General features: G+C 42.0%; 17 protein-coding genes and 1 pseudogene. 9 read left to right on the top strand and 9 right to left on the bottom strand.

Annotated elements, in window-relative coordinates; all coding sequences use genetic code 11:
* Positions 1-13: 13 nt before the first annotated feature.
* Entirely contained in the window at positions 14-913 is a 900-nt protein-coding gene (hslO, locus tag ANA7108_RS0110580; protein WP_016950760.1) for an Hsp33 family molecular chaperone HslO, read from the bottom strand.
* A 159-nt stretch (positions 914-1,072) separates the two neighbouring features.
* On the opposite strand from hslO, the gene ANA7108_RS0110585 reads away from it, so the two are divergent.
* The gene (locus ANA7108_RS0110585) at positions 1,073-1,459 is read left to right on the top strand and encodes a hypothetical protein (protein ID WP_016950761.1); all 387 of its coding nucleotides are present in this window, start codon (positions 1,073-1,075) and stop codon (positions 1,457-1,459) included.
* Between the two features lie 57 nt (positions 1,460-1,516).
* Here ANA7108_RS0110585 and ANA7108_RS0110590 read toward each other — a convergent pair whose 3' ends face one another.
* Both ANA7108_RS0110590 and hisD read right to left on the bottom strand, forming a co-directional pair.
* Positions 1,517-1,945: a universal stress protein gene (locus ANA7108_RS0110590; protein WP_016950762.1), complete on the bottom strand. Its 429-nt coding sequence runs from the start codon at positions 1,943-1,945 to the stop codon at positions 1,517-1,519.
* A 281-nt stretch (positions 1,946-2,226) separates the two neighbouring features.
* Complete coding sequence (gene hisD, locus ANA7108_RS0110595; protein WP_016950763.1) at positions 2,227-3,546, bottom strand: histidinol dehydrogenase; 1,320 nt, start codon at positions 3,544-3,546, stop codon at positions 2,227-2,229.
* An 814-nt stretch (positions 3,547-4,360) separates the two neighbouring features.
* On the opposite strand from hisD, the gene rpsT reads away from it, so the two are divergent.
* From rpsT to ANA7108_RS0110620, 5 genes are all read left to right on the top strand, one after another.
* Complete coding sequence (gene rpsT, locus ANA7108_RS0110600; protein WP_026104106.1) at positions 4,361-4,648, top strand: 30S ribosomal protein S20; 288 nt, start codon at positions 4,361-4,363, stop codon at positions 4,646-4,648.
* A 36-nt stretch (positions 4,649-4,684) separates the two neighbouring features.
* Entirely contained in the window at positions 4,685-5,470 is a 786-nt protein-coding gene (locus ANA7108_RS0110605; protein WP_016950765.1) for a TatD family hydrolase, read from the top strand.
* A gap of 869 nt (positions 5,471-6,339) precedes the next feature.
* Positions 6,340-9,666, top strand: coding sequence for a DNA-directed RNA polymerase subunit beta (rpoB, locus tag ANA7108_RS0110610; RefSeq protein ID WP_026104107.1), 3,327 nt, complete (start codon positions 6,340-6,342; stop codon positions 9,664-9,666).
* Between the two features lie 117 nt (positions 9,667-9,783).
* A complete protein-coding gene (locus tag ANA7108_RS0110615; protein WP_016950767.1) occupies positions 9,784-11,661 on the top strand; it encodes a DNA-directed RNA polymerase subunit gamma in 1,878 nt (625 codons plus the stop codon).
* Positions 11,662-11,845: 184 nt separating this feature from the next.
* The gene (locus ANA7108_RS0110620; RefSeq protein WP_016950768.1) at positions 11,846-16,090 is read left to right on the top strand and encodes a DNA-directed RNA polymerase subunit beta''; all 4,245 of its coding nucleotides are present in this window, start codon (positions 11,846-11,848) and stop codon (positions 16,088-16,090) included.
* Positions 16,091-16,177: 87 nt separating this feature from the next.
* Here the strand turns inward: ANA7108_RS0110620 and ANA7108_RS28760 are convergent.
* Positions 16,178-17,292, bottom strand: a pseudogene (locus tag ANA7108_RS28760) (IS630 family transposase).
* Positions 17,293-17,740: 448 nt separating this feature from the next.
* Complete coding sequence (locus ANA7108_RS0110635; protein ID WP_016950769.1) at positions 17,741-18,133, bottom strand: hypothetical protein; 393 nt, start codon at positions 18,131-18,133, stop codon at positions 17,741-17,743.
* Positions 18,134-18,545: 412 nt separating this feature from the next.
* On the opposite strand from ANA7108_RS0110635, the gene ANA7108_RS0110640 reads away from it, so the two are divergent.
* From ANA7108_RS0110640 to ANA7108_RS0110650, 3 genes are all read left to right on the top strand, one after another.
* Positions 18,546-18,872: a hypothetical protein gene (locus tag ANA7108_RS0110640; RefSeq protein ID WP_016950770.1), complete on the top strand. Its 327-nt coding sequence runs from the start codon at positions 18,546-18,548 to the stop codon at positions 18,870-18,872.
* 259 nt (positions 18,873-19,131) lie between these two features.
* Positions 19,132-19,677, top strand: a complete 546-nt coding sequence (locus ANA7108_RS0110645; protein ID WP_016950771.1) for a GIY-YIG nuclease family protein — start codon at positions 19,132-19,134, stop codon at positions 19,675-19,677.
* 125 nt (positions 19,678-19,802) lie between these two features.
* The gene (locus ANA7108_RS0110650; RefSeq protein ID WP_016950772.1) at positions 19,803-20,174 is read left to right on the top strand and encodes a hypothetical protein; all 372 of its coding nucleotides are present in this window, start codon (positions 19,803-19,805) and stop codon (positions 20,172-20,174) included.
* 44 nt (positions 20,175-20,218) lie between these two features.
* Here the strand turns inward: ANA7108_RS0110650 and ANA7108_RS0110655 are convergent, their stop codons facing one another.
* From ANA7108_RS0110655 to ANA7108_RS0110670, 4 genes are all read right to left on the bottom strand, one after another.
* Entirely contained in the window at positions 20,219-20,830 is a 612-nt protein-coding gene (locus ANA7108_RS0110655) for a hypothetical protein (protein WP_016950773.1), read from the bottom strand.
* A 138-nt stretch (positions 20,831-20,968) separates the two neighbouring features.
* Positions 20,969-22,000: a zinc-binding dehydrogenase gene (locus tag ANA7108_RS0110660; protein ID WP_016950774.1), complete on the bottom strand. Its 1,032-nt coding sequence runs from the start codon at positions 21,998-22,000 to the stop codon at positions 20,969-20,971.
* Between the two features lie 76 nt (positions 22,001-22,076).
* Positions 22,077-24,293, bottom strand: a complete 2,217-nt coding sequence (locus tag ANA7108_RS0110665; protein WP_016950775.1) for a CHASE2 domain-containing protein — start codon at positions 24,291-24,293, stop codon at positions 22,077-22,079.
* A gap of 9 nt (positions 24,294-24,302) precedes the next feature.
* On the bottom strand, positions 24,303-25,052 hold the full coding sequence (locus ANA7108_RS0110670; RefSeq protein WP_016950776.1) for a DUF928 domain-containing protein: 750 nt from the start codon (positions 25,050-25,052) through the stop codon (positions 24,303-24,305).
* Positions 25,053-25,263: the final 211 nt, after the last annotated feature.

Consider the following 25,263-nt stretch of genomic DNA (forward strand, 5'->3'; position numbering starts at 1 on the left):
ATTTTATACTTAATTAGCCAGAAGATTCAGCCTGCAAATCAACAATTAGTTGAGCCAGATGATCGCTACTAGCTTGGTAAACTTTGCCACAAAAATCACAAGTTGCTTCCGCACCGTCATCTTTAATAATCATGTCTTGCAGTTCTGCTTCTCCCAATATCTTGAGCGCCCCTAGCACCTTATCAAAGGAGCAACCACAATGGAAGCGTAGCATCTGGCTTTCTGGAAATATGTTCAAACCCATATCTCCCAGTAGATCACCCAAAATTTCAGTTAACGTCTTTCCAGCTTGTAATAATGGCGTAAACCCCGATAATTGAGAAACTCTGGATTCTAGCTTTGCCACTAAGGCTTCATCTCTAGCCGCTTTGGGTAATACTTGTACTAGTATACCCCCAGATGCTGTAACGCCACCTAATCCCACAAACACACCCACAACCAAAGCTGAAGGAGTTTGTTCTGAAGTTACCAGGTAATGAGCAACATCATCGCCAATTTCACCAGAAACCAGTTCTACTGTACTAGAGTAAGGATAACCATAGCCGATATCTCGAACAATATACAGATAGCCATTACCTACAGCACCGCCAACATCTAGTTTACCTTTAGCATTAGGAGGTAATTCTACTGTTGGATTTCCTACATAACCGCGTACCGTGCCATCTAAGCCTGCATCTACTAATATACCACCTAAAGGACCATCACCTTTGACCCTGACATTGACCCTAGACCCAACACGCTTCATACTAGAAGCCATTAATAAACCGGCTGACATAGTTCTCCCTAGTGCAGCTGTAGCTACATAAGAAAGCTGATGCCGCATTCGTGCTTCTTCTGTTAAGCGTGTGGTGATCACACCTACTGCACGAATTCCCCCATCGGCTGCTGTAGCGCGAATTAACTGATCCGCCATGAAAACCTTACAATTCTTAATAAGATGACTTTTTTATTGTAAGTTCTCTGGGGACTAGGCGGTGGGAATATGGGGAGGTAAATAAGCCTCTTTCCTCTTTCCTAATTACCAATTACCAATTACCAATTACCAATTACCAATTACCAATTACTAATTACCATGCTAGGTACTTTTCAACAAAGCCAAATACGTATCGAAATTGAAGCATCAGTAAATGCCATTCATGACAGTCTACTGCAACCCACGCAACTACAAAAATGGCTCTTAGGACAAAGTTTTTCTCCCGGAATGCCGGAAGAACTGCAAACTGGATTTCAGTTTACTACTTCCACTGGGTTAATTCAAATACATCATCATGTTGAGGTCGCCAAACCCAATTGTCTGCGTTTGTTACTCAGTAACGGTATTGATGGTTTTCACGAGTGGTACTGGGGAGAAGGTTGGGTACAGTCTCGACTAGAAGGTGTGTCAATTTTACCCTTGAAGTTAGGACAAACTCTAAACCTGTTAAGTTTACGTCAGTTTTTAGGAAGTGAGAAAAAATAGTCCAAAATGCAGAAGCAAGGTGTTAAAAGTGAAAGCTGGTTGATATTTAATTTCCAATTACTTGGCTGTTTTCACCACCAAAACTGAACAATTAGCTTCTTCCATCACTTGAGTACTAACAGAACCTTGAACAATTCTTTTCATTCCTGTTAAACCACGACTACCAATCACAACTAAATCTGCTTTATGAATGTTGGCTAGTCGCACGATTTCAACAGCAGGATCACCATTAACCAGTTCTATTTCACTTGGAAATGACAACTGTTTTTGGTAAGATTGCAGATTTTTTTCAATATGTAAATAACAAACATTAGGTGACTCAGGGTGAGGACGATCAGCGGGTAATTCTATTTCTGAGTCTGCCGTAGGAAATACATGACAAAGAATAACTTTGGTGTTCGATGACAGTACCAAATGATTTAAAGCCTTAATTACTCGATCTGCAATTTCCGAGCTATCCAGAGCTACTAAAATAGTTTTTAACACCGCTTTTGTTTCCTCAAAAGTAGACCTATAAAATTGTCACATAGGGATTTTGATTAGTTTTCAGACTAACTGATTTCCCAAATGTGAGCTTTATTTTAGTTTATTAAAGTCACACACTTACTACCCCTAAATAGTACAAAATGGCGTAAATCAAGTAAAAATTAAAAATTACTGAAAAGCTTGTGTAATTTGCTTTTTCAAGTGTTAATTTTCAATTCTTCTCTACGATGCTAGTGAGTAAAGTTTGTCAAGTGCATTAAGCAAAAACAATGCCTAATAAATTACTCTTCAACTCTTCGTCTCACTGAATCAGCATGAGAAGGTAATCCTTCAGCATTAGCTAGTACGTCAATTGCACCAGCAACGTTTTGTAATGCAGTTGGTGAGTATTGTATTATACTGGAGTGCTTAAGGAAAGTTTCCACGCCCAAAGCAGAAGCGTAACGGGCAGCACCGGAGGTCGGTAAGGTGTGGTTAGGGCCTGCTAAATAGTCACCTACTGCTTCTGGTGTTGAGTAGCCCAGAAAGATAGCCCCAGCGTGGCGAATCTGAGAAACTAAAGACCAAGGATCTTTAACTTCTAATTCTAGGTGTTCAGGAGCAAATTCATTTGAGAGTTCTGCAGCTGCTTCTAGGGATTCAACTACAACAATTAAGCCATAGTGAGCGATCGCTTTTTCTGTGTCTATCCGTCGAGGGTGATCTACTAATTGTCTATCTACGGCTAATTGGACGTTTTTCGCCAAACCAGCATCTGTTGTCAACAAGATTGCCGCTGCCATTGGATCATGTTCAGCTTGTGCCAATAAATCCGCCGCCACGTGTGCCGGATTAGCTGTTTCATCGGCAATAATCAGTACTTCGCTCGGACCTGCTAATGAATCAATACCCACTGTTCCATAGACTAATTTCTTGGCTAAGGTGACATAGATGTTACCAGGCCCAGTAATTACATTGACTTTGGGAATCGTTTCTGTTCCATAGGCCAGAGCCGCGATCGCTTGAGCGCCTCCAACACGATAAATTTCTTGTATCCCTGCTTCTTGGGCAGCTACCAAGACGGCTGGATTAATCGCTTTACCTGCACCAGGTGGTGTTACCATTACCACACGTGGTACACCAGCTACTTTCGCTGGAATCGCATTCATTAGCACTGTACTGGGGTAGCAGGCGCGACCACCAGGTACGTATAAACCCGCCTTATCTACGGGGGTATAGCGTTTACCGAGTACTACTTCATCATCGCCAAAGTGTACCCAGCTTTTTGGTACTCGCTGTCGGTGAAATGCTTCAATTTGACTGCTGGCCAGTCGAATTGCCTGGAGCAAATCCTTCGATACCTGCTGGTAGGCTGCATCCAGTTCTGAACCTGTCACCCTTAATTCTTCGGGCTTCAGGGTTTGATTGTCAAATTCGGCAGTATAATGCAATACAGCTTTGTCGCCTTGGCGTTTCACTGCTTGCAACACTTCCCGCACCGTTGCTTCTTTGTAAAGCAATTGTTCATCGTGGGTGCGATCGCCTTCGGCGCGTCGGAGACGTTCACAGATACGTTGAAGTTCTGAGCTAACGTCTGCCTGCTGAGTAATAATTCGCAGCATGGAGTAAGGACAATGCCAAAACTATAAATATTCCGGTTTGAGAATTAGCTTTGCTTTTGATCCACTGGGGGAGTAAGCTTATTCCAACCCTCTCTTCTAGCTTAACCTGGATTTTTTTGATACTCCCAGATTTGCCAACAGATGATTTGCTTAAAAACAACTTTTTTATTCCTGCCAGCTGATGAATTTAGCGACAGGGATTTTATCTGAGTCTTTCCACAGCCGATACAAAAAAGCTAACTGATGCTAACAAGAGCCAGCTTTTTTTCCTGATTCACCAGTTCGACTACGCTCACTGAACTCCTAGTAGTGTCGGCACTGTCTAGTCCACAGGCTTTAATATCGGGTGTATCTCACCCTACTATTGGTGTATTTAGGTTTGGTTATCACCTCAAATACCTATCAATAATAGCATTTTTCTCTCTGCCGACCAGCTTTTTAAGGATTAAAGTCTCAATTTTTCTGTCAAAAAGTAGAGATAAATCTTGATTAAATGTGAGTATTTGTTAGCTTTTGTTAGTAAAACACTAACTAGCTGTTAACCCCTGCTTTTAGGTATAGAGAATATTAATATTTATGTATTTGTGTTGATATTAGCTGGATGTGGAGCATCTCCATCCCTGCACAATTTTTCCTTGTTTCCACCTCTACAGTCCTCTTAAACCTTAAATTTCTGATGGTCACTGCTGGAGTTTATAGCAATTTGTGATTGTTGGTGAGATTTTTTGCAGAAATTATAACATTGGCAATTTGGATGCTATACTAGTAAGCCTAGTAGTGTGTGTACATATTAATAGTCTTTTTGGAATTGACCGTGGCGAATACAAAATCTGCTCTTAAACGCGCCGAAATCGCAGAACGTAACCGACTGCGTAACAAATCATACAAATCAGCAGTAAAGACGCTGATGAAAAAGTACTTTGGTGCTGTTGAACTCTATAAAGCTAATCCTACCCCAGAACTAAAGCAAGCAGTGGATGCCCGGATGTCCGAAGCTTATAGCAAAATTGATAAAGCTGTAAAGCGCGGTGTACTTCATCCCAACAACGGGGCTAGAAAGAAATCAACATTAGCTCATAGACTTAAACCACTTAACGTTTAGTCAATAGTTCAGTAACAAACTGACAACTGACAAACCATGCAACTGATAGACACCCACGTACATCTCAACTTTGACCTTTTTCAGCCAGATTTAGCAACTGTGCGATCGCGTTGGCAAGAAGCAGGAGTAGTACATTTAGTTCATTCCTGTGTTCACCCTGAAGAGTTTGCCAGTATTCAAGCCATAGCACATCAGTTTCCTGAACTCAGTTTTGCTGTAGGCTTACATCCTCTAGATACTGCCAAATGGCATCAAGAAACAGCAGATAAAATCAAATTTCTCGCTAATTCTGATGCCAAGGTGGTAGCGATTGGGGAAATGGGACTGGATTTTTACAAAGCAGATAACTATGAAGCACAAATCATAGTATTTGAAGCGCAACTAGCGATCGCATCCGAACTAAATTTACCAGTGATCATCCATTGTCGTGACGCAGCAGTAGCTATGAAAGAAGTTCTGCAAAAATGGCGGAATAGTCAAGGAGAAAAGGTGCGGGGTGTAATGCATTGTTGGGGTGGAACTCCAGAAGAAACTCAATGGTTCCTCGATTTAGGCTTCTACATCAGCTTCAGTGGGACAGTCACTTTCAATAAAGCTAAATCCATACAAGCATCCGCTGCTATGGTAAATAGCGATCGCCTATTAATTGAAACTGATTGCCCTTTTCTGGCTCCTGTACCCAAACGAGGACAAAAACGTAATGAACCTGCTTATGTCCGTTATGTAGCAGAGCAATTAGCTAACTTACGGGGGGAAACTGTAGAGACAATTGCACATCAAACCACCGAAAATGCTTGCCAACTATTTGGTCTGTCCTTATAGATAACAATCAATCTGGGATGTAGCCCTTGGCTTATTCAGCATTTAAAGAAAGCAATCCCCCTGCTTTCTTCCGACTATTTTGTAGTAGGCTGATAAAAAATAAGACGAAGTATGGCAAGAATGTGCTAATATTATTCCCTCAAAAACATTTTACTTGCGCCATAATGGTGAAGGAAGGAACTTGTAAACTCTCAGAGAGCTAATTTTTTTACGCCGTTATTAACTCGACCGTCGTAATGGGAGATTTTTAAACATTTTTCAGATAAAAACCGAAATTACACGGACAGATATCTATCTCTACAAGCAGATGCTCTCAGTAGACAATCAACCGTGGACACCTAAAGTTTAGTTGGGATCTTTGTGCAGCAGTGGATTTTTTGTGTATTGAACCTATAAATAGAAAATTCTTAAACGTAATAGCCTTGTGAGTAAAATCCAGCTAAATAAATCCATCCTGATTCCGATCCGTATCTCGCGGATTATTCAGATTTGGGATCTCACTGTGAGTATAGATGAGGTTTTATAAAGATACAAGGAATGTAGACCAGCGTAGATTGACTGACGCTTTGTTTGCAGGGGAAGTGAGGATGTGGCCAATCAAAAACTAGGAATATATCAACCATAGTCCAAATGTTGAAATAATTCCCTAGATGTATTTTATTGCTGCTTGCTTCCAAATCAAAGGCGATGTCCCACTTAAAAAAATCGCCCATTCCAGATTTAATTGCTAAAAAGAAGCTCTTTGTCTGTCACCAGCAGGTAGACAAGAAGAGTTCCCCAACAGCTAATAACACGAGCTTATGGTTTTTTGAACATCATCAAGAGCAGTGTTCAAGAGATAGTTTAACCAGGTTGACAAAGGTAGAGGCATGACTAACGAAACATATATGGAACCAGCCTTTCTGTTACCGGACTTGATTGAAATCCAGCGTTCAAGCTTTCGTTGGTTTTTAGAAGAAGGGTTAATAGAAGAGCTAAACTCCTTTAGTCCAATTACAGACTACACTGGCAAACTAGAACTGCACTTTTTAGGAAACAACTACAAACTCAAAGAGCCAAAATACAGCGTCGAAGAATCCAAACGCCGAGATAGCACCTACGCAGTGCAGATGTATGTCCCCACACGCTTACTGAACAAAGAAACCGGGGATATCAAAGAACAAGAAGTATTCATCGGCGATTTGCCCTTGATGACTGATCGCGGTACGTTTATTATCAATGGTGCAGAGCGAGTCATCGTCAACCAAATAGTGCGGAGTCCTGGAGTTTACTACAAATCAGAAATTGATAAAAACGGACGAAGAACATATTCAGCCAGCTTAATTCCTAACCGGGGTGCATGGCTGAAATTTGAAACAGACCGTAATGACTTGGTGTGGGTACGCATCGACAAAACCCGCAAACTATCGGCACAAGTACTGCTCAAAGCTTTAGGTTTATCAGATAACGAGATATTTGATGCCCTACGTCACCCAGAATATTTCCAAAAAACCATCGAAAAAGAAGGGCAGTTCTCTGAAGAAGAAGCCCTGATGGAATTGTATCGCAAACTGCGTCCAGGGGAACCACCCACAGTCTTAGGTGGGCAACAACTCCTAGATTCTCGCTTCTTTGACCCCAAACGCTATGACCTAGGACGAGTTGGTCGGTACAAACTCAACAAAAAATTGCGGCTATCAGTCCCCGACACCATGCGCGTGTTGACACCGGGGGATATCTTAGCAGCAGTTGATTATCTCATCAACCTAGAATATGACATCGGCAACATAGACGACATTGACCACCTGGGAAATCGCCGAGTTAGAAGCGTCGGTGAACTACTGCAAAACCAAGTCAGAGTAGGTTTAAACCGCCTAGAGCGCATTATTCGAGAACGGATGACCGTATCAGATGCCGAAGTCCTCACCCCTGCCTCTCTAGTTAACCCCAAGCCCCTAGTAGCAGCCATCAAAGAGTTCTTTGGTTCTAGCCAATTGAGCCAGTTTATGGATCAGACCAATCCCCTGGCGGAACTGACCCACAAACGCCGACTCAGCGCCCTAGGCCCAGGAGGATTAACGAGAGAAAGAGCCGGCTTTGCAGTCCGAGATATTCACCCTAGCCACTACGGACGCATCTGCCCCATTGAAACTCCAGAAGGCCCCAACGCCGGACTGATCGGTTCCCTGGCTACCCATGCTCGTGTTAATCTATACGGCTTTTTAGAAACACCCTTCAGACCAGTGGAAAACGGTCGGGTGCGGTTTGATGTCCAGCCGGTATACATGACCGCCGACGAAGAAGACGACCTAAGAACAGCCACAGGCGACATTCCCCTAGACGAAAACGGCTACATCAAGGGTCCCCAAGTTCCAGTTCGCTATCGCCAAGATTGGGCAACTACCACACCTGAACAGGTAGACTATGTAGCAGTTTCCCCAGTCCAGATAGTCTCCGTCGCCACCAGCATGATTCCCTTTTTGGAACATGACGACGCAAACCGAGCGCTGATGGGTTCCAATATGCAACGTCAGGCAGTCCCCCTGCTTAAACCAGAACGTCCTCTGGTTGGGACTGGTTTAGAAGCCCAGGGCGCGAGAGATTCGGGGATGGTAATAGTTTCCCGTACTGATGGTGATGTCACCTATGTAGATGCAGCCGAGATTCGGGTCAGAGTCAGAGAACCCTTAACAGAAACAAACACCCAACACCCCCCCAAAGAAGTTAGATATGTTCTTTCCAAATACCAACGTTCTAACCAAGATACCTGTCTGAACCAAAAACCATTGGTGAGAACTGGTGAAAAAGTCGTAGCCGGTCAGGTTTTGGCGGATGGTTCTTCCACAGAAGGGGGAGAACTGGCATTAGGTCAAAATATTGTCGTCGCTTATATGCCCTGGGAAGGTTATAACTACGAAGATGCAATTTTGATTTCCGAGCGTTTGGTGCAAGATGATGTCTACACTTCCATTCATATCGAAAAATATGAAATCGAAGCTAGACAAACCAAACTCGGTCCAGAGGAAATCACTAGAGAAATTCCCAACGTCGGTGAAGATGCTCTCAGACAATTAGATGAACAAGGCATAATTCGCATTGGTGCATGGGTAGAAGCTGGGGATATTCTTGTGGGAAAAGTCACTCCCAAAGGTGAATCTGACCAACCTCCAGAAGAAAAACTCCTCCGAGCTATCTTTGGGGAAAAAGCCCGTGATGTCCGTGACAACTCCCTGCGGGTTCCCAATGGTGAAAAAGGTCGGGTCGTAGATGTGCGTTTGTTCACCAGAGAACAAGGTGACGAACTGCCACCGGGAGCAAATATGGTAGTGCGGGTCTATGTTGCCCAAAAACGCAAAATCCAAGTCGGCGACAAAATGGCAGGAAGACATGGTAACAAAGGGATTATTTCCCGGATTCTCCCTGCCGAAGATATGCCCTACCTACCCGACGGTTCCCCTGTGGATATAGTTCTCAACCCCTTGGGTGTACCCAGTCGGATGAATGTTGGTCAGGTGTTTGAATGTTTATTAGGTTGGGCAGGCCATAATCTAGGAGTCAGATTTAAGATTACTCCCTTTGATGAAATGTATGGGGAAGAGTCTTCCCGCCGGATTATTCATGGCAAACTCCAAGAAGCCAGAGACGAAACCTCGAAAGACTGGGTTTATAACCCCGATAATCCGGGGAAAATAATGGTTTACGATGGTCGGACTGGGGAACCCTTTGACCGTGCCATTACCGTGGGTGTCGCTTATATGCTGAAGCTGGTGCATTTAGTAGATGACAAAATCCATGCCCGTTCTACTGGTCCTTATTCTTTGGTGACTCAGCAACCTTTGGGGGGCAAGGCTCAACAAGGTGGTCAAAGGTTTGGAGAAATGGAGGTATGGGCGCTGGAGGCTTTTGGCGCTGCTTACACTTTGCAGGAGTTGTTAACTGTTAAGTCTGATGATATGCAAGGGCGCAATGAAGCCCTCAACGCCATTGTCAAGGGCAAAGCTATTCCTCGTCCGGGAACTCCAGAATCTTTCAAAGTATTGATGCGCGAGTTGCAATCCCTAGGCTTAGATATTGCCGTCCATAAAGTCGAAACCCAAGCGGACGGTAGTTCCCTAGATGTAGAAGTTGACCTAATGGCAGACCAAGCCACCCGGCGTACCCCACCGAGACCCACCTATGAGTCACTTTCTCGTGAGTCATTGGAAGAGGAAGAGTAACAATTAAAAATTATTAATTAAAAATTAAAAATGAAGAGTGAAAAACCTCTTAATTCTTAATTTTTAATTGATAGTTATCCTCTTTTTTAAATTTTAAATTTTTCATTTTTAATTGTCATGAGATCCCCCCAAACTAATCAGTTTGACTACGTAAAAATCGGACTGGCTTCCCCAGAACGCATTCGAGCCTGGGGTGAGCGAACTTTACCCAATGGTCAAGTTGTGGGTGAAGTTACCAAACCAGAAACTATTAATTACCGCACTCTCAAACCAGAAATGGATGGTTTGTTCTGTGAGCGGATTTTTGGACCAGCTAAAGATTGGGAATGTCATTGTGGTAAATACAAACGTGTTCGCCATAGAGGCATAGTTTGTGAACGCTGTGGTGTAGAGGTGACAGAATCACGAGTCCGTCGCCACCGCATGGGTTTTATTAAACTCGCCGCTCCTGTTGCCCATGTGTGGTATCTCAAGGGCATTCCTAGCTATATTGCTATTCTTTTAGATATGCCCCTGCGGGATGTTGAACAAATCGTTTACTTCAACTCCTACGTAGTTCTCGCCCCCGGCAACGCCGACACCCTCACCTACAAACAACTCCTCAGCGAAGACCAGTGGTTAGAAATCGAAGACGCAATTTATAGCGAAGATTCTCTCCTAGTCGGTGTAGAGGTAGGCATTGGGGCAGAAGCACTGCTGCGACTATTGGCAGATATCAACCTCGAACAAGAAGCCGAAAACCTGCGGGAAGAAATCGGCAACGCCAAGGGACAAAAACGCGCCAAACTGATTAAACGTTTGCGGGTAATTGATAACTTCATCGCCACGGGTTCTAAACCAGAATGGATGGTTATGGCAGTGATTCCTGTCATTCCCCCTGACCTGCGCCCCATGGTGCAACTCGACGGCGGTAGATTCGCCACCAGCGACTTAAACGATTTATACCGGCGGGTGATTAACCGCAACAACCGTCTAGCTAGACTCCAAGAAATATTAGCCCCAGAAATCATCGTCCGTAACGAAAAACGGATGTTACAAGAAGCCGTTGATGCCCTCATAGACAACGGTCGTCGAGGACGGACAGTAGTAGGCGCAAACAACCGCCCCCTCAAATCCCTTTCCGATATTATTGAAGGAAAACAAGGACGCTTCCGTCAAAACCTCTTAGGTAAACGGGTGGATTATTCTGGGCGTTCAGTCATAGTCGTTGGACCCAATCTGAAAATTCACCAATGTGGATTACCCAGAGAAATGGCTATTGAACTGTTTCAACCCTTTGTGATCAATCGGTTGATTCGTTCTGGCATGGTGAACAACATCAAAGCCGCCAAAAAACTCATTTCTCGCAACGACCCCAGCGTTTGGGATGTGTTGGAAGAAGTGATTGAAGGGCATCCGGTGATGTTAAACCGCGCCCCCACCCTACACCGTTTAGGGATTCAAGCCTTTGAACCAATATTAGTCGAAGGCAGAGCCATTCAACTCCATCCTCTAGTCTGTCCAGCCTTTAACGCCGACTTTGACGGTGACCAAATGGCAGTTCACGTGCCTTTGTCATTAGAAAGCCAAGCCGAAGCCAGACTGTTGATGTTAGCTTCTAACAACATTCTTTCCCCAGCCACCGGCAAACCCATCGTCACCCCTAGCCAAGATATGGTATTGGGAGCATATTATTTAACTGCCGAAAATCCCGCCGCCACCAAAGGTGCAGGTGGTTACTTCGCTTCCTTGGATGACGTGATTATGGCATATCACCAAGACCAAGTAGAGCTTCATGCCTATATATATGTGCGGTTTGACGGCGAAATGGAAACCAGCCATCCTGACACTGAACCTCTAGAAGTAACTGAAAACAACGATGGCACTAAAACATTGTTGTATAAATTCCGTCGTGTCCGCCAAGATGCCCAAGGAGAATTGATTTCTCAATATATCTACACTACTCCCGGTCGAGTGATTTATAACAAAGCCATTCAAGAAGCACTGGCAAGTTAGTACCGAGACACGGAGAAAGAGGGACGCGGGGACACGGGGACACGGAGACAAGGGAAAGAGTAAAGAGATATGAGGACACGGGAAAGAGGGACAATCTCTGCGCGTCACAGCGTATCCCCAACACCGCGTCCTCTTCCTTCCCCGTACTTATTAAGTATTAATTTTTAATTGGAGCCAAGCGACTATGATTTTTCGTAACGTTGTTGTTAATAAAGGTCAACTGAGAAATTTAATCTCCTGGGCGTTTACTCATTATGGAACAGCCCGCACTGCTGTAATGGCGGATAAACTCAAAGACTTAGGCTTTCGCTATGCCACCAAAGCCGGAGTATCCATCAGTGTAGATGATCTCATGGTTCCACCTTCCAAGCGATCGCTCCTAGAAGCCGCAGAAGAAGAAATTCTCAGCACCGAAGCTCGGTTTAAACGTGGTGAAATCACCGAAGTTGAACGCTTCCAAAAAGTTATCGACACCTGGAACGGAACCAGCGAAAGCCTCAAAGACGAAGTAGTCGCCCACTTCAAAGCCACAGACCCCCTCAACTCAGTCTACATGATGGCCTTCTCTGGAGCCAGAGGCAACATCTCCCAAGTTCGACAATTAGTAGGAATGCGGGGACTAATGGCAGATCCTCAAGGGGAGATTATTGACTTACCGATTAAAACCAACTTCCGAGAAGGACTCACCGTCACCGAATATATTATCTCCAGCTATGGAGCCAGAAAAGGACTGGTAGATACCGCACTCCGCACCGCCGACTCAGGATATCTCACCCGCCGACTAGTAGACGTATCCCAAGACGTAATCATTCGGGAATTTGACTGTGGCACCACCAGAGGCATACCCCTACGGGACATGACCGAAGGAGCTAAAGTCCTGATTCCCATTGGCACAAGACTCATGGGCAGAGTAGTTGGCGAAGACGTAATTCACCCCACCACCGGAGAAATCATTGCCCCCCGCAACACCCCCGTTTCCGATGACCTAGCCGCAGTCATACAAGCAGCTAAAGTCAAAGAAGTCTTAGTCAGAAGTCCCCTCACCTGTGAAGCCGCCCGTTCAGTCTGTCAACACTGTTATGGCTGGAGTTTAGCACACGCCAAAATGGTAGATTTAGGGGAAGCAGTGGGGATTATTGCTGCCCAGAGTATCGGCGAACCGGGAACCCAGTTAACCATGCGGACATTCCACACTGGGGGAGTATTCACGGGAGAAGTTGCCCAACAAGTGCGATCGAAAATAGATGGCACAGTGAAGATATCTCGCAAGCTGAAAACCCGTCCTTATCGCACCCGTCACGGCGAAGACGCACTGTATGCAGAAACCAACGGACTCTTAGAAATTCAGAACCCCAAAACCAAGACCCAAGGGGGAGAATTAGATACAGCAACAGAAAGCAAGCAACAAGAAATTCAAGTTACCCAAGGTTCTACCCTATATATTCATGATGGGCAGAAGGTGAAACTGGGGCAGCTATTAGCAGAAGTTGCCTTGGGAGGCAGAACCACCCGGACTAACACCGAAAAAGCCGTCAAAGACGTGGCATCTGACCTAGCAGGAGAAGTGCAGTTTGCGGATGTAGTTTCTGAACAAAAAACCGACCGTCAGGGCAACACCACCACAACAGCCTCCAGAGGGGGATTGATTTGGATTCTTTCTGGAGAAGTATATAACCTGCCCCCAGGTGCGGAGTTAGTAGTCAAAAATGGTGACAGCATTCAAGCCAATGGTGTATTAGCTGAAACCAAACTGACAAGTATTCATGGTGGGGTAGTGCGACTGCCAGAAATTATCCCTGGTAAAGCCACCAGAGAAATCGAAATTATCACTGCTTCGGTGGTTTTAGACCAAGCTACGGTGACAGTTCACAGTTCCCAAGGGCGGAATAATTATTTAGTCCATACAGGAGAAGGTTACAGGGAACAGGTGACAGGTGACAGCGGGAACAGGGAAGAAGGGAATAGAGAAGAGATAATAGAAAATTCTTCTTCTCTGTCACCTGTCACCTATCACCTGTCACCTTCTTCCCAGACATTCAACCTCCGTGCTACTCCTGGAACAAAAGTGCAGAATGGTCAAGTAGTCGCAGAGCTAATTGATGACCGTTATCGCACCACCACCGGAGGATTTTTGAAGTTTGCTGGCATAGAAGTTCAGAAAAAAGGCAAGGCCAAGCTGGGCTATGAGGTAGTAACAGGCGGCACAATGTTGTGGATTCCTGAAGAAACCCACGAAGTCAACAAAGACATTTCACTGCTGATAGTAGAAGATGGGCAATTTGTGGAAGCCGGTACCGAAGTTGTTAAAGACATCTTCTGTCAAACCAGCGGGGTAATAGAAGTTACTCAAAAGAACGACATTTTGAGAGAAGTAGTGATTAAGCCCGGTGAACTGTTGATGGTTGACGACCCAGAAGCAATCATGGGGCGCGACAACACCTTTATCCAACCAGGAGAAGAACTGCTGGGAGTAACCGCTACAGAACTGCGCTATATTCAATATATAGAATCTCCTGAAGGACCCGCCCTGTTAAGTCGTCCTGTAGTTGAGTTTGAAGTTCCCAGTAACCCAGACCTGCCCTCCACAACCTCAGTTAGTCAACAAACAGGACGCTCGATTCAACTGCGAGCCGTGCAACGTCTGCCCTATAAAGACTCCGAACGAGTTAAATCAGTAGAAGGAATAGAACTGCTACGGACTCAGCTAGTTTTAGAGATTGAGCAAGAGGGAGAACAAGATCATAGTTCTTCCCCATTAGCCGCAGATATTGAACTAGTTCCAGACACAGAAAATCCCGAAATCCAGAGATTGCAGCTAGTTATATTAGAGTCTTTAGTGATTCGTCGAGACATAGCCGCAGATGCTACTCAAGGAGCAACCCAAACCACCCTAGAAGTTGAAGATGGATTAAACATTGTCCCTGGCTCAGTGGTAGCACGGACACAGATATTGTGTAAAGAAGGCGGCATAGTCAGAGGAGTGCGAAAAGACGCAGAAGCAGTACGCCGTTGTTTAGTCTTACGCGACAATGACATGATCTCCATTTCTACCACCACCCCACCTAAAGTTAAAAAGGGCGACTTGTTAGTAGAAGGAACAGAAATCGCCCCCGGTGTTTTAGCTTCAGAATCTGGACAAGTGGTATCAGTAAAGGCAGGTGACAGGTTACAGGTGACAGGTGACAGTAAAGAAGAAAGTTCTTCCCTTACACCCCACAGCCCACAGCCCACACCCTATTCAATCACGCTGCGCGTTGGTCGTCCCTACCGAGTCAGTCCTGGAGCCGTATTGCAAATAGAAGATGGGGACTTGGTACAACGGGGAGACAACCTCGTGTTATTGGTGTTTGAACGAGCCAAAACCGGAGACATTATTCAAGGTTTGCCCCGGATTGAGGAACTATTAGAAGCCCGTAAACCAAAGGAAGCTTGTATATTGTGCCGTCGTCCGGGATTGGTGAAGGTGGTATATGGAGACGGTGACGAAATCACCAGCATTACCCGTGAAGCTTACGCTATCAAGGTTGTAGAATCAAACGGAGTCATCACCGACTATCCCCTCGGACCCGGACAAAACCTGATGGTTCCTGACGGGGCTAATGTTTTAGCAGGTCAACCGCTGACAGACGGACCCTCTAACCCCCATGAGATATTAGAAATATTCTTTAGTCTCGGTTCAGAAGATGGTATCTATGCCTGTGCTAGTCATGCCTTGCAAAAAGTGCAGAGTTTCTTGGTGAATGAAGTGCAGATGGTTTATCAGTCCCAAGGAATTGACATCGCTGACAAACACATAGAAGTAATTGTCCGGCAGATGACTAACAAAGTTCGCATTGATGATGGTGGCGACACGACTATGTTGCCAGGAGAACTGGTAGAACTACGACAAGTAGAACAAGTCAATGAAGCTATGTCTATCACTGGTGGTGCAAAGGCACAATATACGCCTGTGTTGTTGGGTATCACTAAGGCATCTCTGAATACCGACAGTTTCATATCAGCGGCATCCTTCCAAGAAACCACGAGAGTCTTAACGGAAGCTGCTATTGAAGGTAAATCTGACTGGCTGCGAGGCTTGAAAGAAAACGTAATTATTGGGCGATTGATTCCTGCTGGGACGGGCTACAACACCTATGAAGAGACAACAACAATTGATGACTATGGAACCGACCTAGGGACGGGAGTATTAGACGAAGTTGATGATGCCTTAGATATGGTGTTAGACGACCGCACAGCCAAGCTCTATAATCTTGATGTTCCCAGTCTAGGGGATGGTACTTATGGAAGCAGAAAAGAGCAGAAGTCGGTGTTAGATGATGATGACGATGATTTGATTGCTGATGAGGTCAGTGATTTGGTAGAGGAAGAAGAAGAGGAAGAAGAAGATGACTATGATGATGATGGTGACGATGATTACGACGAAGAATAAAGCTAACAGTTAATCATTAAAAAGGCAGAAGAAATTTCATCTTTTGCCTTTTTTTTGCTCATCTAGCAATAATAAGCTATCGCGCTTTTAATTTGCACAAATAGAATTGCCCTTATTTTTGACCTTTCGTCCCCAAAAAATAATAAGTTCTCCCTGATTTAGTAATTTATCTAAAAGAGATTTTAGCTCGGCTACCGACTGGAAGAGTCGATGTGCAATGTATTCTTTGCAGGAATGCCAGACTAATTCAATGAGATTATAATCAGGACTATAGGCAGGCAAGAATTCCAAAATAATATTGGGTAAATTTTTCTCAATTTCAGCACAAATATCTTTGCGCTTATGGTAACTAGCATTATCGAGAATGATGATAATTTTTGGACCTAAAGTCGCAAAATCTTCTGAGGAATATCCTTGGAAAATCCATTCTTGTCGGACAAATTCATATAGTTGCTTTAATTGTTCATAAAAGGTGTCACCATTACCCTTGTCAACAAAGTAACATAATCGCTTTTTATCAAAAAGACGTAGACCACCCATAATATTTACTCGACCCTTACTACGTTGCCCTGTGACTTTTTTTCTTTGACCTTTTTTACCCCAAGTTTTTCTTCTTAACTGGAGTTTAGACTAAATCCACTTTCATCTCAAAACCATATCTGTAAATGATTTGGGTTCATTTTAGCTATTGCTATATATTTTCTAAATCTTTCTTTAAATTCATTTCTCTTGGCTAGATTCTGTCTGTCTTCTAGACTGTACTTTGCCCAGAGATAAACGTACTTTTTTCGCTGTAATATCTTCCTTATTTGTGAACCTGTTAGTTTAATTCCTGTTTGTTCTCCTAAATATGTTGCTAATCTTTCTCCTGTCCATCTGCCAAACTCATATCCCAACTCTTTTGGCTCTTTTTCTACCGTTTCTATTAATTTATCTAGATACTCTTGTGTGACCTTTCTATACTCTCTTTTTCTTCTTCCATCTTCTAAACTTTCTATTTTATCTGGGTCTCCATGCACACACCAGTGCGCTACTGTGCGGCGTGAACAGCCTATTATTCTAGCTATTTCTTCTTGCGTCTTACCATCATTCATTAGTAAAAATATTAAAGCTCTTTCTCTTATCTCTGCTTTGGGATTTTGTTTCAATATTTTTTGCAAATGCTGTTTTTTCTCTAAACTCAGAAACCCTTTTGCTGGCATTACACCCTCTCCTTCTTGTTCCTCTGGTATCTTATTATATGCAATTTATAGGCGCGACAGCTTATTCTGTCCGGTTAAAGACTTATCATTAGGGCTGATGCGGAGATGCGGAGACGCGGGGACGCGGGGACGCGGGGACGCGGAGAATTTTTTTGATCAGCAATTAGCCGGACTTGACATAACCCAATACTTTTAAATTAAATTTAAATTAAATTGCGTAGCTTGGATTAAAAAACGTTCACCTTTGCGGAGCGTGGCGAAGCCATAACCCAACCTAGAATTATTCTTAACTTAATAGTATTGAACAATAACCTTGATCTACATTTTGAAGTAGTCACATCGTTTCTTAATGAAGAGGTCATTTATCTGTTGTTATAGAAATATTGCATGAAACGTTTCTACCAAATAAATTTGACGCAACTTCACATAGAATTGGTATTAGTTTTAATCAAAAATTAGTAACCGTCACACTCAGCCCCGAATCAAGCCGAGGAACCTTTAAATACTCGACAGGTTCTACATTCTGACCTATCGACTCATTCACTGATGGACATGATTGAAAAAAAGTTTCTGGATTGTTGATGTACTTCAGCGGGTTAATTTTTTTACATTCTGGATCACTTACTCTCAAACTTGAGTTAACACTCGAATTAGTGATATTATTCCACTTACTTTTAATTGTAGCTGGTTCAGTTACTAAATCTGCCGCCTGATTGCGTTCATTTTTAATAGTAGACAATGGTTGAGGAGAAGCATCAGCGCGAGGAGTAATAGCTATACCTGGGTTGGGTATAGCAATCGTACCAATCACAATGGTTAAGGTTAAAAAAGAAAATTTCATAATTCACTTGATTAAGATTTAAGACTAGTGAAAAAATTGTAACCAGCCAGTTGTAAACACTGGACACGCAAAGCTATTGTAAACTAAATTGCAAGTTTCTTTTGGAAGTATTCAAGTTGGGTGCTAATTTTTATTTTTAAAACTCCATTAAACTTTAAAATTCTTAATCTGACTCTCTCCTTTCTATTGGTGACAGAAGTACCATAATCCAATAGGCTATTCTTTAGATAGCAATTTTACAAAAACTTCGTATTTAAGACCTATTCCACCCCACAGCATAGTTTAGATAACTTTTGCCGATGAGATGAAGAGTAAGGTGCAGAGATGTTACGATGATTCTCAACGTAACCACGTGCAGAATCTTCTGACACTCAATCATCACTCAGTCTTCTATAAAAATCTGTAACGAAAAATGCCTCTAAAAATTGTTCAGAACTTTGATAGTAGTTTTATACTCGAACCTGAAGCTAAAGCAACTCTGTTTAAATTATTAACAGGGGAATCATTCTTAAGTCAAATTTGTCAAAACTTACAATGGGAAAAAGTAGAATTTACAGAACTTCTTTTTCAGCCAAGTCCCTATAGTTTAGATACACCAAAAGGGATGCCAACAGAATTTGAACAATATCATGCATCTAGTGAATACACAATCATTAATGTCCCACCAAATTTTATGTTTAATGCTAAAATTTTCCGACCTAGTCGCCTTTGTGCCGTTTACCGAAAAACGGCTGAATAAAGCAATGATAAAAATTGGATATTTTTATATTTGGGATTATCCAATTACAAATGACACAAATAAATATTCAGAGGGAACAGGAAGCAACTCTTAACAGAAAAAACTCATGTTTAAAAACATGAGATTGAAATAATGACACTGTTTTTTTCGTGCTACGCATCTCAAAAAAAAGGATGTTTTTTGACTGAGATGTAAACTCAGAACTAAAGTTTTTTATTTGTTCCCTGTTCCCTTCTTTTGTAAAGTTTGAATCTTCATTATGACTAACGAAACAAATATTCCTACTCTAGACAGTTTAGAATATGTAGCTTACATCGATGAGCAGGGTGAATTGCCAGAAAATTTCAATGGAAAAATAGGAGTTTATGCTATTTTTGATCAAGAAAAAAAACTCAAATTTGTAGGTTATTCCCGTGATGTTTATCTTAGTCTCAAACAGCATTTAGTCCGACAGCCTAAATATTGTTATTGGGTGAAAGTACAAACTATTCAGCGTCCTAACCGCACAATTTTAGAAAATATTGAAAATGCTTGGATTGATGAAAATGGTAATATTGATTTGAGAAATGTAGAAAATAAAGAAACATGGACTAATCCTATTAATACTAAGGAACTAATGACAATTGAAGAACAAACTAATTATCAAAATCAACTAATTGATGATTTAGATAAAATGAAAATTCTCAAAAATGTAGCGCGACGAGTTGAGGCAGAAGTTTTATCCGTATTAGCAGCACGAGGTGTAAAAACCCAAATTCGGTTTAATCCTAAATTAAAAGAACAAGGATTGCTAGATTTAAAATAAGAATAGACTCAAATTTGGGAGAATTACAAATATTTTCAAAACTCAAAAATTTAAATTAACTGAAGTTTTGATTTTTATAAACGCCTTGTGTTCCCATATCCGAGAAACTACGGTAAGCTAAATACATGAACTACGAAATAGCCCGTAAACTACTCATAAACCAAACCACGGATGATGAAAAATCAGATGCATTGTTAAATCATCTCAAGCAAGGAAAACTCCCTGTACCCGGTCAAATTACCTCAATTTTATTAGCCTTGAAAGTGGTCTTTGAAACCCTGAAAGAAAGTCCTAGCTTAGATAAAGAATTAGCCTTTGCCTTATATAAATTAGGTATTAAAGCTTTACAGTTATTCGCTGCTGGACGCAAAGTAGGCGTTGACTGGCCACCACTACTTAAAGAAGATTTACAACGCATTTCTCTAGCGGCAGAAAGTATATTTTCCGGCAGATGGGAAACTCTACCCACTGGAGGTAAGCTCAAGGATGAAGGATGAAGCAGTTAGAGAAAATACTGGGTTCATACTTCAAACTTTTACTTTTAACGGGTTCTGAGTTCTGCTTCTAACTTATCCAGATCAGATTTAAGAAAAACTGTTATTTGACCGCTCAAAGCTTTACCTTGCCTGGGTTTAGCAATTTCTACCCAATAAGCATAGCGATCGCCAATTCGTAATTCTCCCTTTAAAGCCTCACGAATTGGGGTTTTTGCTAAACGTGCCTGATTAATTGCACTTTGGTTAGGATACTCGTAAACCATCTGGGCGCGATTAAAATCTTGGTAAATATCCAAGCTATAAATGACCCGTAAAGATTCCTCAAGACGCTGAAGTGTCACACCATTCACACCATCATACATACTCATCCGCTCAGTACGAATTGTGCTGCGGTCTTTAGTAAATGTCACCTTACCCGGAGGTAATACGGACGCTTGAAAAGTGAATCTTTGGGCGGCGGTATCACTTTTACTGACAAACAATCGCTCCCCACTCCTAGGTCGAAGCGTTGGATGGCCTTGAATCCAGGTTGTTACTTCCTCTGTGCTTTCTCCTGGTAACGCCTGGGCTGGAGAGTTAAGTATAATTTCCCCAGATAAACAAGGTATAAGGGAACAAGACAAAATTAAAAAATTACGCAGAGATTTTTTTAGCATTTTTCTACTGAGATCGCAATTACCCCTTGAAAGGTAACAAAAAAGGGATGAACATAGTTTTCCCAATTTTTCCATAGCAATGAACTTTATCCCCAGATTGATCTATTATTCAGTACGGCAAAGCTAAAATGATTACTATTAACACGGTAATATTGCCACTTTAATTACCTTACGTGCCTTCATATCAGCAAACACCTGTTCTAAATCTTTTAATGGCCGCTGTTCACTGATTAATAACTCAAAAGGAATTTTCCTACTAGCTATTAGTGACAACGCTGACCCTACATATTCAGGTGTATTGTGAAAAACACCTTTTATGGTTAATTCACTATAATGTAGCTGTTCTGTATTTACACTAATCTTCGTATTTCTAGGACAACCACCAAATAAATTTACAGTTGCACCGGGACGGGCGCAAGCGATCGCTGTTTCCCACACACTAGGAACACCAGTAGCTTCTATAACTATATCCGCACCCCAGCCGTTAGTTAATTCCTTGACCATACCGGGAATATTCGCAACTTGATGATAATTAAAAGTCTTTACTGCACCTAATTTTCTGCCAATTTCTAGCCTTTGGTCATTACCTCCCCACAGCAAAACCTCAGCTTGCTTTTCTCCTGCTAAAACCGCCACAAACATTAAACCAATAGCTCCATCTCCCAGCACAACTACCCTATCTTGAGGTTTAATATGGGAACGAGCAATACCATGTAAAACACAGGATAGAGGTTCAGTCATAGCTGCCAATTCCAATGGTAAGTCATTAGAAACAGGCAACATATTGTGTTCTACAATCGGTGCGGGAATTTTCAAATATTCGGCAAAAGTACCATTATTCCACGTCAAATTAGGACAAAGAGAATATTCTTGACGTTGACAAAAAAAACATTTCATGCAAGGTGCAGAATTATTAGCAACAATTCTGTTACCTACCTGCCAATGATCCACACCAGCACCTACAGCCACAATTGTTCCCGCTGCTTCATGACCAAATAGCGTAGGTGGTGTCAACATTTTCGCATGGCCTCCACGCCGCCAGACCTTCAAATCCGTACCACAAGTAGTAGCTACTCCCACCTGAATCACGACTTCCCCATCTCTTGGAGTTGGGTCAGCGACTGTTTCTAGGCGTAAATCTTCCTGTCCATAAAGTAAAGCTGCTAACAAAGCTGTTCACCCAAGAATGAAGCTGTCAACTGATTTTACAAAAAAATGCGCCAACTATAAAATTCTCCCTGATTTGCTAAGGCAATGTTTGCTTTACCTTCGGAAGTCGTTTAATTCCCTGGGGAGGAATCCCCGTAAACCGAATCAAAAAATGATTTTCCTCAACAGTCGATTTTTTCATTACTTTGGCATAAATATCTGGTACTTCCGTAGATAGTGCTGTTTCTGCTAATAAGTTAAGTTTAAGATTACTTAATAGCTGTAAATCAAAATTAGCGCGTAGTTGTGCGCCGTTCTCTGATACTCCAACTATTGCACCTGTAAATATTTTACCATCTACGTGTTTGCCATGTAAAACAATAAATTTAACAGGTAATTCTTCACTTAAAATATCTATATTTTCATTAACTTTTGGTAAAAATAAATTATATTTTTCACCAATACCACCTATTTCATAAACAGTAATAGGATGTTTTATGCCTTTGGGTTCTACTTGTAATTGATTATCAATTCTCAAATCAATATTGGCATCTTTCCAAGTATGCTCAGAAATAAGAATTTGTCCCCCCACCGTATATGATTCAATCCGAGCAGCTAAATTCACATGACTGCCGATGACCGTGTATTCAGCACGTTTTTGGGAACCAATATTTCCGGCTACAACTTCACCTGTATTAATGCCAATTCCCATTTCTAGAATTGGGAGATTCATTTGCTGATTTTTTTCATTTACCTGTCGCATTGCTAACTGCATAGCTACAGCACAAGCAATCGCTCTTTGAGAATCATCTTCACGACAAATAGGCGCACCAAACATTACCAAAATTCCATCGCCCATAAAATCATTAATCGTACCTTTGTGGTGATTAATCACATCTGTCATCGCTTCCAGATAAAGATTAAGAATTTTGACTACCTGTTCTGGGGGAAATTCTTCAGAAATAGCTGAAAATCCCCTGATATCAGATACTAGAATTGTGACTTTTCTGCGTTCTCCTCCTAGCTTCAAACCAGAAGGAGTTTCTATTAAATTAGCAACCACTTCTTCTGTCAGATAACGCCCAAAGGTTTTTTGCAAACTGGCAGCACTATGGGCAATATACTGGGTAATAGCGATGGTTGCTCCTGCTAATCCTAAAGCTGGTGGTACTACAGGAATCCACCATCCAATTAAAAACGCTAGGAAACAGCAACCAATCAAAGCAATACCAAGCACAGAAATGTTAACAATAATAAGAAGAATGTTGTGGCGTTGCTGCCAAGATAATATAGCGCCAATAGTTGACCATAAAAAAATCCACAGCCATTCAAAAGGCTCATTTCCACACTTAATTAGTGGACGATCATCTAGAGCAGAACTTAAAATTTGACTAGTTAAATTAGCATGAATTGTTACACCTGCCATCCGTTCTGGCGCAGCAAATACTTTACTACTGTAAGGTGTAGAAAAAGTATCTCTCAAACTCTCCGCAGTTGAACCAATAATTACTACTTTTCCTCGCATCAAATCTGGCTGAATACGGTTTTCTAGAACTGCAGTCAGGGAGACTGTGGGAAACTGCTGTATCCTTCCCCGGTAGTTTAATAATACTTGGTAGCTGCCAGCATTGACCCCGACATAACCACCATCATTAGCTTGAAATCTAGGAAAAATCCCCTTACCTAATTGTAAGTAATTTGGGTTAGTGGTAGCTGCTTTTTCTGTAATTCCATCCAATGCTAAATAGGTTAATGCTAGTTTTAAACTAAAACTTTCTAGGAAATTATCATCATCTGCAAACAGGTACAGCATTCCTCGACGGACTTTACCATCTCCATCTACAGGTACGTCATTTCCCCCTACCTGCTGACGTTGCTTCAAGATAGGTGGTGGTTCTACGAGAGAACTATCAATACTCTGAAAAACTTTTTGGACTCCAATCAAGTTGGGGGTAGACTCAAATACCTTCACTAAGTCTTGATTACCAGGATTGACAACTAAGTTACGATAAATGTCTAACCCGATGGCTCTCGGTTGCTGTTGCTTAATCTTATTTAATAAGCTGGCAAGTACTGCATCGGAAATAGGCCAACGCTTCTGTTTATTAATATCTGCTTCATTAATTTCAACTATAACTATGCGGTTGTCAACTGGCTCTTGTGGACGAAGCAGAAAAAATTGATCCAAGGCTGTCAATTCTAGAGACTGAAGTAATCCACTCAAGCGTAAGGCGATCACAATAAATGTGACATTGGGAACAGCAATTAAAACCCCACGCCATTCCCATATTCGCTGTTTCAGCTTTTCCCACATAACAGTCAGTTATTCATTCTTGGTCTGACAAGAATCGAGTAATGGCTCAGACAGGATATTATTTAATCCCACTGATGTCAATAATTGTCTCCAATTTAGCTTGACTACTAAGTCATTTGGCTGAGTACAGCGTAACTCTACTGAAGTAGTTAAAGCTTCATACCAAATGCCGGATTCTGCGTAAATAGCTGGTAGTTGCCGTAGGGTTGCTTTTGCTAAAGTATCTGATAAGGATGGGTCTACTTGGGTACGTTGTACTAGACCTGCTACATAAGGATTGTTGCTGGAGTCTTCGGCATCACAAATTATTGTTAGATCCCAGCGGTAGGTTTTACCTACTGCTAATTCAGGTGTATTTTTAGGGAGAGTAAAGCTAAAAATTCCTGGTTGTTCGGGAAGCTTTATATCTGTTTCATAAAATGGTTGTTCATCTCCATTTGTCTTGATAGTAAACTGGGCGGTTTTGACTGGGAGAGTAGACACAGACCAATAAAATGTAGGATGCCCATTTAAAGTCAGCCCTAATTTATCGGCAGGGATTAAGGGAATTATTTCTTTTTTGCCTTGGAGACATGAGGCACTTCGAGTGGCAGCACCTACTGTTGGGGGATTTGGATCTTTCCCTCTTTGCGGCTTAAATGTCTGACTAATTTGCCAAGTTTTTAGTGTTGGTTGTGACTGAGCTAATACTGGTGCTGTGTTAGTATATGTAGTCAAAGAAACTACTAGTAAGTATAAAGATGCCTGAAGCCATTTCATCGTTATTCTCTCCTTAATTATTTTTTTGATACTCCAATACTTAGATTTACAAGTATTTTTAACTCTTTAAAAGTCCAAAGCTTGGCTCTAGTTTTACTAACTGGATATGATGAGATACAGTCTGTTCTTAATGTTTTACGAACCAGCCTTGATTATTTAATAATTTTTTATATACAAGGGTTAAAGTCTTGCAGACGTAAATTTTCTGAGG

The sequence above is a fragment of the Anabaena sp. PCC 7108 genome (assembly GCF_000332135.1).
GTDB lineage: Bacteria > Cyanobacteriota > Cyanobacteriia > Cyanobacteriales > Nostocaceae > Anabaena.

What these genes read in the sequence shown, in the direction of transcription:
- hslO (WP_016950760.1), bottom strand. Translation starts at nt 913, where the DNA reads ATGGCGGATCAGTTAATTCGCGCTACAGCAGCCGATGGGGGAATTCGT.
- ANA7108_RS0110585 (WP_016950761.1), top strand. Translation starts at nt 1,073, where the DNA reads ATGCTAGGTACTTTTCAACAAAGCCAAATACGTATCGAAATTGAAGCA.
- hisD (WP_016950763.1), bottom strand. Translation starts at nt 3,546, where the DNA reads ATGCTGCGAATTATTACTCAGCAGGCAGACGTTAGCTCAGAACTTCAA.
- ANA7108_RS0110605 (WP_016950765.1), top strand. Translation starts at nt 4,685, where the DNA reads ATGCAACTGATAGACACCCACGTACATCTCAACTTTGACCTTTTTCAG.
- rpoB (WP_026104107.1), top strand. Translation starts at nt 6,340, where the DNA reads ATGACTAACGAAACATATATGGAACCAGCCTTTCTGTTACCGGACTTG.
- ANA7108_RS0110615 (WP_016950767.1), top strand. Translation starts at nt 9,784, where the DNA reads ATGAGATCCCCCCAAACTAATCAGTTTGACTACGTAAAAATCGGACTG.
- ANA7108_RS0110620 (WP_016950768.1), top strand. Translation starts at nt 11,846, where the DNA reads ATGATTTTTCGTAACGTTGTTGTTAATAAAGGTCAACTGAGAAATTTA.
- ANA7108_RS0110635 (WP_016950769.1), bottom strand. Translation starts at nt 18,133, where the DNA reads ATGAAATTTTCTTTTTTAACCTTAACCATTGTGATTGGTACGATTGCT.
- ANA7108_RS0110640 (WP_016950770.1), top strand. Translation starts at nt 18,546, where the DNA reads ATGCCTCTAAAAATTGTTCAGAACTTTGATAGTAGTTTTATACTCGAA.
- ANA7108_RS0110645 (WP_016950771.1), top strand. Translation starts at nt 19,132, where the DNA reads ATGACTAACGAAACAAATATTCCTACTCTAGACAGTTTAGAATATGTA.
- ANA7108_RS0110650 (WP_016950772.1), top strand. Translation starts at nt 19,803, where the DNA reads ATGAACTACGAAATAGCCCGTAAACTACTCATAAACCAAACCACGGAT.
- ANA7108_RS0110655 (WP_016950773.1), bottom strand. Translation starts at nt 20,830, where the DNA reads ATGCTAAAAAAATCTCTGCGTAATTTTTTAATTTTGTCTTGTTCCCTT.
- ANA7108_RS0110665 (WP_016950775.1), bottom strand. Translation starts at nt 24,293, where the DNA reads ATGTGGGAAAAGCTGAAACAGCGAATATGGGAATGGCGTGGGGTTTTA.
- ANA7108_RS0110670 (WP_016950776.1), bottom strand. Translation starts at nt 25,052, where the DNA reads ATGAAATGGCTTCAGGCATCTTTATACTTACTAGTAGTTTCTTTGACT.